General features: G+C 71.3%; 7 protein-coding genes and 1 rRNA gene. 7 read left to right on the top strand and 1 reads right to left on the bottom strand.

Annotation, left to right across the window (positions count from 1 at the left end):
- The 3 genes from rrf to murA all read left to right on the top strand — a co-directional run.
- A 5S ribosomal RNA gene (gene rrf / locus AMA02S_RS37280) occupies window positions 1-80 on the top strand; the annotation flags it as partial.
- 438 nt (window positions 81-518) lie between these two features.
- Window positions 519-1,889, top strand: a complete 1,371-nt coding sequence (locus tag AMA02S_RS37275; RefSeq protein ID WP_084265998.1) for a protein kinase domain-containing protein — start codon at window positions 519-521, stop codon at window positions 1,887-1,889.
- A gap of 79 nt (window positions 1,890-1,968) precedes the next feature.
- The gene (murA, locus tag AMA02S_RS37270; RefSeq protein WP_067468902.1) at window positions 1,969-3,270 is read left to right on the top strand and encodes a UDP-N-acetylglucosamine 1-carboxyvinyltransferase; all 1,302 of its coding nucleotides are present in this window, start codon (window positions 1,969-1,971) and stop codon (window positions 3,268-3,270) included.
- A gap of 10 nt (window positions 3,271-3,280) precedes the next feature.
- Here the strand turns inward: murA and AMA02S_RS37265 are convergent, their stop codons facing one another.
- On the bottom strand, window positions 3,281-3,820 hold the full coding sequence (locus AMA02S_RS37265) for a hypothetical protein (RefSeq protein WP_067468899.1): 540 nt from the start codon (window positions 3,818-3,820) through the stop codon (window positions 3,281-3,283).
- A gap of 87 nt (window positions 3,821-3,907) precedes the next feature.
- On the opposite strand from AMA02S_RS37265, the gene AMA02S_RS37260 reads away from it, so the two are divergent.
- Genes AMA02S_RS37260 through AMA02S_RS37245 form a run of 4 tightly spaced genes read left to right on the top strand, consistent with a single transcriptional unit; the run spans window position 3,908 to window position 8,487 of the window.
- Window positions 3,908-5,080 carry a cytochrome P450 gene (locus AMA02S_RS37260; protein ID WP_245668003.1) on the top strand — a complete coding sequence of 391 codons (1,173 nt, stop codon included), beginning with the start codon at window positions 3,908-3,910 and terminating at the stop codon, window positions 5,078-5,080.
- A gap of 49 nt (window positions 5,081-5,129) precedes the next feature.
- Window positions 5,130-6,008 carry a hypothetical protein gene (locus tag AMA02S_RS37255; protein WP_067468896.1) on the top strand — a complete coding sequence of 293 codons (879 nt, stop codon included), beginning with the start codon at window positions 5,130-5,132 and terminating at the stop codon, window positions 6,006-6,008.
- A 38-nt stretch (window positions 6,009-6,046) separates the two neighbouring features.
- Window positions 6,047-6,826 (top strand): GntR family transcriptional regulator, encoded by a 780-nt coding sequence (locus tag AMA02S_RS37250; RefSeq protein ID WP_067468893.1) that lies wholly within the window; start codon window positions 6,047-6,049, stop codon window positions 6,824-6,826.
- A 59-nt stretch (window positions 6,827-6,885) separates the two neighbouring features.
- Window positions 6,886-8,487: a long-chain-fatty-acid--CoA ligase gene (locus tag AMA02S_RS37245; RefSeq protein ID WP_067468890.1), complete on the top strand. Its 1,602-nt coding sequence runs from the start codon at window positions 6,886-6,888 to the stop codon at window positions 8,485-8,487.
- Window positions 8,488-8,520: the final 33 nt, after the last annotated feature.

Raw genomic sequence — 8,520 nt, 5'->3', positions numbered from 1 at the left:
TCCCGAACCCGGAAGTTAAGCCTCTCAGCGCCGATGGTACTGCATGGGAGACTGTGTGGGAGAGTAGGACACCGCCGGACTTGTTGTGTGGAAGGGCCCCGCCGTCACGGCGGGGCCCTTTCTGTTTTCTGGGATTTCAGCTCTCGGTTAGCGCATTCGCTTTGTTGGAGTGAGTGGTTGAAGACCGCCGGCATGAGCCCGCCGATGGTGGGCCTCTGCCCGGTGTCTCCTAGCTGCTGACGGCCAGCTTGAGGCCACTGGTCCGGCTGTCGGGTTGCTGAGGAGTAGGGGATTCCACGCCGCTGCAACGTTCCATGTGAGAGGATCGGTCCGATTAGTAGGGCTGGAAATCATGGTCGCGCCGGTGCCACCCACACGAAACACCGCATCGGCGCGGCCACCTTGCCGCCACCCCCCGGGCCGGTGCAGCTGATCAAACGGCTGCGTCGCGGATGCGGGGGGCATTGTGACCTTGGCGTGGTTGCGGGCGGACCCGGCGAAACGGCAGGGTACAGGCCATGACTTGGGACGTTCCGGGCTATTCCGTGGTGCGGGTCCTGAGCGAGGGATCGGCGGGGCGCGTCGTCCAGGCGATTCGGGACGGGTTCGGGGAGCAAGTCGTCATCCTGGACCGGGCCGAGGTCGTCGAGGACGAGGCGCGGCTCCTGACGACGTTGCGCGATCCGCATGTGGTGCGCGTCCACGAGTATGTGGAGCGCAGGCGGGCGCTGGTCATGGAGCTGGTCGACGGGGTCTCGCTGGAGCGGCTGATCGGCGAATCAGGGCCGATGGCGCCGGAGGCGGCGTTGCGGGTCCTGAAGGGGTGCCTGCTCGGGCTCGCGGCCGCGCACGCCCTGGGTATCATGCACAGGAATCTGACCCCGGCGAATGTCATCGTGGTCGGGGGCGCGTGCAAGGTCACCGGGTTCGGGGTCGATGCTCCTGGAACGCCCGGCTACATGGCGCCGGAGCGCGGTCAGGAGGTCACCGTGGCCGGTGACCTCTATGCGGCCGCGGCCGTGTTCGCCATGTGTCTCACAGGGCAGCCGCCGGGGAGGCTCCGGCTGGATCAGTTGCCGGAAAGGGTGCGGGGGCTCGTCGCACGGGGGCTGGCCCGCAATCCGGTAGCACGGCCCAAGTCCGCTCTGGCGTTCGCGGCGCTGGTGGACGCGGTCGCGCAGAATCGGTGGGTTCGTCCCGCGGCGATACCTGTGCAGCCGGCCGTCGCAGAGGATGAGCCCAGACCCGGGCTGGTGAAGCCGATGGCCGCTGTCATCTTGGTAGGGCTCATTTGCGGAGGCGGGGCCTACGGCATCGCGAAGGTCGTCGACAAGACCGACAAGGACGATCCGGCGCCGACCGCTCCGGCCGTCACCCGGAAAGCCGCACCGCCGAGTTCCCCGGAGGCGGCCGTGCCGGCGATCTCGCGGGGGAGGCTGGCGTACACCGTGGGCCCGGCCGGCGCTGTGGCCGCGCGGCAGCGGATGGACGTGGTGCTGAGCGTGGCACCGGCCTTCGTGCACGCGGGAGGGACCGTCACGTTGAAGGTGGTGGAGCGGCGCGTCAGCGTGGGCTGTGCCCCCACGGTGAAATGGAGCGTCGGTGACGGGCAGAACGGTCTGTGGCTCTATCCGCGCTCAGCGGGGCTCCTTCCGGTGGGACGGAGCGGTACGCCGGTGAAGGCGGCCGTGCGGAGGCCGGGGCCTCAGGTCTCTGTGAAGGGGTGCGCGCGGACGACCGTGATCCGCTCGACCTACACGTTCAGAGCCGCGCTGAAGCCCGGCACGTACCTGCTGTCGCCCTGGAGCCCACCGCGCGTCGGACGGGTCGCGGAGGGCAAGACGCGGGCCGTGAGCAAGGGGCGGCTTCCGGCGCTGACGGTCCGGTAGAGAGAACTCGTCTTAGACCGGACATGGCCTTTTGGTGGATTCGGTTGGTCCATCTGAGGGGCGACCGTAGTCTTGCCGGATGACCGACAAATGGTGGGAGATCGAGCCGTCGGGTCCGTTGCGCGGCGATGTCACCGTGCGCGGGGCCAAGAACGCGGTCAGCAAGCACATGGTGGCGGCGATGCTCGGCACCGAGCCGAGCACGATCCGCAACGCGCCGGATGTCGGCGAGGTCGGGATCACCGCCGGCATGCTGGAGCATGTCGGGATGACCGTCGAGCGGTCCGGTGACGAGGTCGCGGTCGTACCGGGGCCGGTGTCGGACCCCAGTGTCGGCAAGGCGTTCACTGGCCTGAACCGCATTCCGATCCTGATGCTCGGTCCGCTGCTGCACCGGGCGGGGGAGGCGTTCGTCCCGCTGGTCGGCGGCGACCCGATCGGGCGGCGCCCGGTCGACTTTCACGTGGAGGCGCTGCGGGCGTTCGGCGCGGAGGTGACGATCGCCGAGGACGGCATCCACGCGCGCGCGTCACGGCTCGTCGGGACGCGCGTCGACCTGCCGTACCCCAGCGTGGGCGCCACCGAGACGGTGCTGCTCGCGGCGGTGCGGGCAGAGGGCAAGACGGTCATCCGGAACGCGGCCACGGAGCCGGAGATCATCGAGCTGGCGCTGTTCCTCCAGCGGATGGGCGCGCGGATCTCCTTCGCCCCGGACCGGCGGATCGTGGTCGAGGGCGTCGAGCGGCTCGGAGGCGCGCAGACGCGGCTCGCGGGCGACCGCATCGAGGCGTTCTCCTACCTCGTGGCGGGCCTGGTCACGGGCGGCGAGGTGCGGGTGCACGGCTGCCCGCAGGACCGGCTCGTCACCGCCATCACCACATTGACGGGGATGGGCGCCCGATTCGACATCACCGATGACTGGATCATGGCGTCGGCGCCGAACGGGCTGCGGCCCGCGGCGGTCCAGACCGACACCCACCCGGGGTTCGCGACGGACTGGCAGACGCCGCTCATGGTCCTGTTCACCCAGGCGGACGGCATGTCCGTGCTGCACGAGACCGTGTACGAGAACCGGCTCGCGTACGTTCCGGCCCTGCAGAGCATGGGCGCGGAGATCGAGGTGTACGACACGTGCCTGGGCGGACCGGCGTGCCGCTACCACGACACCCCGGCGCTCCACTCGGCCGTGGTGCGCGGGGTAAGCAAGCTGCGCGGCGGGGACGTGACGATGCCCGACATCCGGGCGGGGTTCTCGGCGGTGCTCGCCGCCGCGGTGGCGGAGGGGCCGTCCACGCTGCGGGGCGTGCACCACATCGAGCGCGGCTACCACCATCCGGTGGAGCAGTTCCGCGCGCTGGGGCTCGCGCTACGCGCCGGCTGACCGCGAGGATTCAGGACGCCTGTCGGGCACGCGGCGTCGTGTTCGGCCAGGTGAAGGTGAGGGAGCCGCCGACGGGGAGGCCATGCCAGAGCGGGGCGGTCTCGTCCAGGCGGTCCAGTATCCGGCTGACCTTGGACGCGTCCCCGGGTGGGAGGGGAGTGTGCTCGGCCCAGGCGGGCGTCCGCGCGCCGGAGCGGCGCCTCCAAGCGATGTCGCAGAGGCCGGCGAAGTATTCGGATGTGGCCATGTCGCCGTGTCCGGACTTGCGCAGGGACTCCTCGCGCTTCTTCAGCTTGCGCTGCGCCCGGACCCTGCGGCGCGGGTCGCCGGGCGTCTCCGTCGTCTCCATGAAGCTTCCGCCGCCTGCCAGTGCCCGGCCGTACACACCGGAAGTCAGCCCCAGCTCCGCCTCGGCAAGGTAGTGGACGAGATCGTGAGGGATGTGCTCGTCGTACCCGGGAGCGGGGTCCATGCGTCGCGGGTCGCTGCCGGGCAGCGTGACGACGGTCGCGTAGCGGCGCTCACCTGTCCGCTCGAATGTCACGTCCATGTCGAAGAGGCTAGGCGGGCGTCTCACCGCCCGCACATCATTATTCCGGCGGGTACGGTGGGCTCGGCACTGCGCGGAGGGATCACCGTGGGCTTCGATCGGCGCGACCCGTACCCCCACTACGCGCGAGCGCGGGAGACCAGCGGGCTGACCTTCGTTCCTGAGCTGGACGCCTGGCTCGTCGCACGGCACGCCGACGTCCGGGAGGTGCTGCGGGATCCGGAGACGTTCTCGTCGGCGAACGCGCTGCGCCCAGAGGTGATTCCCGGGCCGGCGGCGGTGGCGGTGCTGGCGGAGGTCCCGGCGGGCGGTCCGGTCGTGGTCACCGCGGACGGCGACGACCACCGGCGGCTGCGGGAGCCGCTGAGCCGGGGGCTGTCGCCGGGGCGGGTGGCGGAGGCGGTCCCGTTCATCACCGGAAAGGCCGCCGAACTGGTCGGGTCGTTCGCTGGGGACGGGCGGGCCGAGCTCATGGAGCGGTACGCCCGTGTGCTGCCCGGTGCGGTGATCGGACACCTTCTCGGACTCGATCCGCGCGACGTCCCAGCGGTGGTGGCGGGCGGGTACCGGGCGGAGGAACTGGTGTTCCGGGCGATGGAGCCCGCGGAGCAGGTCGCGGCGGCCCGCGCGGCCGCCGCGACGAAGTCGCTGCAGGACGCGCACGTGCGGGGCCGGGGCGGCGAGCCGGGCGACGACCTGTGCGGGGAGATGATCCGCGCCATCGAGCCGCACGGCACGCTCATCTCGAATCTCCAGAACCTCCTGCTGGCAGGACACCTCACGACGACCGCCCTCATCGGCAACGCGGTCCTGCATCTGCTGCGGCGGCGCGAGCAGTGGGAGCTGCTCTGCGCGCGTCCCGAGCTGATCCCGGCCGCAGTGGAGGAGACCGCCCGCTACGAGACGGCGTTGCAGGGCTTCCACCGCGTCACGACCAGGCCGGTGACGCTGGCCGGGACCGAGCTGCCGGAGGGCGCCGAGGTGTTCGTGTCCTACGCGGCGGCCGGACGCGACCCCGAGGCCCACGACCGCCCGGACGAGTTCGACATCACCAGGGAGCCCGCGCGGCACCTGGCGTTCGGGCACGGTGTGCACGCCTGCCCGGGCGCGCAGCTGGCGCGCGAGCAGGTAGCGATCACGCTGGAGACGCTGGCTCGGGAGCTGCCCGGCCTCCGCCTGGAACGGGGGCCGGACGGGCCGGTGGAGATGCTGCCCAACCTGATCCACCGATCGCCGCGAGCCCTGTTCCTGACCTGGTGATGACCGAAACCTACAAGACGGGCACGTGGGCGGCGGACAGGCTGGGGACATGGATCTCACCAAGGCTTCCGACTTCATGGCCATGCACGCGCGCACGCTCGACCGTCGCCGCTTCGAGGCGTTGACGGGGGAGGGCGACCGGGAGGCGCTGCGATCTGCCGTCAACGCCTACCGCAACCTCGACGGCGGGTACGGGTGGGGATTGGAACCCGACCTGCGGTCCCGGACGAGCCAGCCGGGGCCGGCCCTGCACGCCTTCGAGGTCTTCGCCGAACTCGCTCCCGCCACCGCGCCGGAGGCGGCCGGACTCTGCGACTGGCTGGCGTCGGTCAGCCTGCCGGACGGCGGACTCCCGTTCGGGCTGCGCGTTCCCGACCCGGCGGGCTGCGCGCCGTTCTGGGCGGGCGCGGACCCGGAGACGTCGTCGTTGCAGATCACGGCAGTGGTCACGGCGATGGCCCGGCGCGTCGCCGACCACGATCCGGCGGTGGCCGCCCATCCGTGGCTGGCACGGTCCGTCCGGTACTGCCTCGACGCCGTCCGTACGGTGCGCGAGCCGCACGCGCTGGAGCTGGCGTTCGCGCTGTGGCTGCTGGACGCCGTCCACGACACCGAGCCCGCGGCGGCCGGGCTGATCGCGGCGCTCGGCGAGCACATCCCGGCCGACGGGCTCGTGCGGGTCCAGGGCGGACTGGAGGACGAGATGATGCGTCCCCTCGACTTCGCGCCCGCTCCCGGCACCCCGGTAAGGGCGCTGTTCGCCCCGGACGTGGTGGAGGCCGAACTGGACCGCCTCGAAGCGCAGCAGCAGGACGATGGCGGGTGGCTCGTCGACTTCGCCCACTACTCACCCACGGCCGAGCTCGAATGGCGGGGCTACGCGACGGTCAAGGCCGTCGCGATCCTGCACCGCAACGGTCGTGGCTGAGACCTCCGACGGGGTGGCGGATCAGATATGTATGGGGTGTGATCGATCCTTCCGGGCCCTTGCCGAAGTACCTCCAGCTTCGTTCGGTCCTGCTCGACCTGATCGAGCAGGACCGGCTGCCGGTCGATGCCGCCGTCCCATCCGAGCGGGAGCTGTGCCGCACGTACGGGGTGTCGCGGATGACGGTCCGGCAGGCCGTCGATCAGCTCGTCGCCGAGGACCGGCTCCGCCGCATCCCCGGTAAGGGCACGTTCGTGGCGCGCCCGAAGGTACAGATGCCCAAGGAGCTGGTCTCCTTCACCGAGGACATGCGGGCGCGCGGTATGCGGCCCGGTTCGGTGGACCTCGCGTCCCGCACGGTCGAGGCGGACCCGCGGCTCGCCCGGCTCCTCGACGCCGAGCCGGGGGTCGCGGTACACGTCCTGGAGCGGCTCCGGCTGGCCGACGGGGAGCCGTTGGCGGTGGAGCGCTCGCACCTCCTCGCGTCGGCCACGCCCGGATTGTTCGATCGGCGCCCGCCCGACACGTCGCTGTTCGAGGCGCTGGAGCGTGCGTACGGGATCGTCATGGACGCGGGCGAGCAGACCATCGAAGCGGGTCCGGCGGATGTTGGCGACGCCCGGCTTCTGGAGGTCCCGTCCGGCGCGACAGTCTTCCTCTTGCAGCAGCGAACGTTCAGCCGTGGGCTCTGCGTGGAGGTGGCCTTGGCCACCTACCGGGCCGACCGGTACAGCATCCACCTCGGCCTGGACGCCCCGCTTCGCCCCACCCCGCCGACACCCCACCTCCCGTCCCGCGTGAGAGCCTGGGAGACGTAGGTCACATTCGGGTTCCGGGGCGGCGGACGCTTCCGGCCGACGTCACCGGAGGATCGCGCATGGACAAGGGCCCGGGTCACACACCGCTCACTCCGCTGGCCTTCCTCGGGCGGTCGGCGGCGGTGTTTCCCGGCAAGACCGCCTACGTGTACGGGGGCCGTCGCGTCGGCTACGCCGCGTTCGCCGCGCAGGTGACGCGGGCGGCGCATGCCCTGCGCGCCCTCGGGATCCGGCCCGGCGACCGGGTCGCCTGCCTGGCGCCGAACGTGCCCGAACTACTCGTCGCGCATTTCGCCGTCCCGCTGGCCGGAGCCGTCCTCGTGGCGATCAACACGCGTCTCGCGTCCGAGGAGGTCGGCTACATCATCGACCACTCGGAGGCCAGGGCGCTGATAGCGGACGCCGGCCTGCACCCGGTCGTGGCGCCGCTGGTCGGCGCGTTGCCGGAGGTCGTCACCGTGCCCGCGGCGGGGGTGGAACGCGACCCGGCGGTCGGCGGCCTGTCCTACGACGAGTTCCTCCGCCGCGGTTCGGACGACCCGCTTCCCTGGGAGGTGGACGACGAGGACGCGGCCATCTCCATCAACTACACGTCCGGGACCACGGGACGGCCGAAGGGCGTCATCTACACCCACCGCGGCGCGTACCTGAACGGGCTCGGTGAGGTCCTGCACTCGCGTCACACGCCCGACAGCGTCTACCTGTGGACGCTGCCGATGTTCCACTGCAACGGCTGGTGCACGCCCTGGGGGCTCGTCGCGATCGGCGGGACGCAGGTGTGCCTGCGGGCCGTCGCCGCCCCGGAGATCTGGCGGCTGATCGACTCCGAGGGGGTCACACACCTCAATGGCGCCCCGACCGTCCTGGTCGCCATCGCGAACGCACCCGAGGCGCATCCGCTGGACCGCCCGCTCGTCGTCACCACGGCGGGCGCCCCGCCGAGCCCGACGATCATCGCGCAGATGGAGGGGCTCGGCGCGCGGATCGTCCATGTGTACGGCCTGACCGAGACGTACGGGCCCTACTCGGTGTGCGAACCGCAGCCCGGCTGGTCCGCGCTGGCGGCCCCCGAGCGGGCCCGGCTGCTGGCCCGCCAGGGCGTCGGCATGATCCAGACGGACGGGCTGCGTGTCGTCGACGACGACATGGACGACGTCCCCGCGGACGGGGAGACGCTCGGCGAGATCGTCATGCGCGGCAACAACGTCATGAAGGGTTACCACCGCGCGGACGAGGCGACCGCGAACGCGTTCCGTGGCGGCTGGTTCCACTCCGGCGACCTCGGTGTCCGCCATCCGGACGGGTACGTGGAGCTGCGCGACCGCTCCAAGGACATCATCATCTCCGGCGGCGAGAACATCTCGACCGTGGAGGTCGAGCGGGCGATCGACTCGCATCCGGCGGTGCTGGAGGTCGCCGTCGTCGCGGTGCCCGACGACAGGTGGGGCGAGCGCCCGAAGGCGTTCGTGGTCCTGCGCGACGGCCACGCGGCCGCCGAGGCCGAGATCATCGGGCATGTCCGGGAGCGTCTGGCGCGCTACAAGGCGCCCGACTCGGTCGAGTTCATCGCCGAGCTGCCGAAGACGTCCACCGGGAAGATCCAGAAGTTCCAGTTGCGCGAGAAGGAGTGGGCTGGGCGCGGACGTCGGATCCAGGGCTGACCCGTCAGTCCGACAAGCTGCCCTTTATGGGTG

It is taken from the genome of Actinomadura macra NBRC 14102, from assembly GCF_001552215.1.
Lineage (GTDB): Bacteria > Actinomycetota > Actinomycetes > Streptosporangiales > Streptosporangiaceae > Spirillospora > Spirillospora macra.
This window is presented reverse-complemented; position numbering and strand designations above follow the sequence as displayed.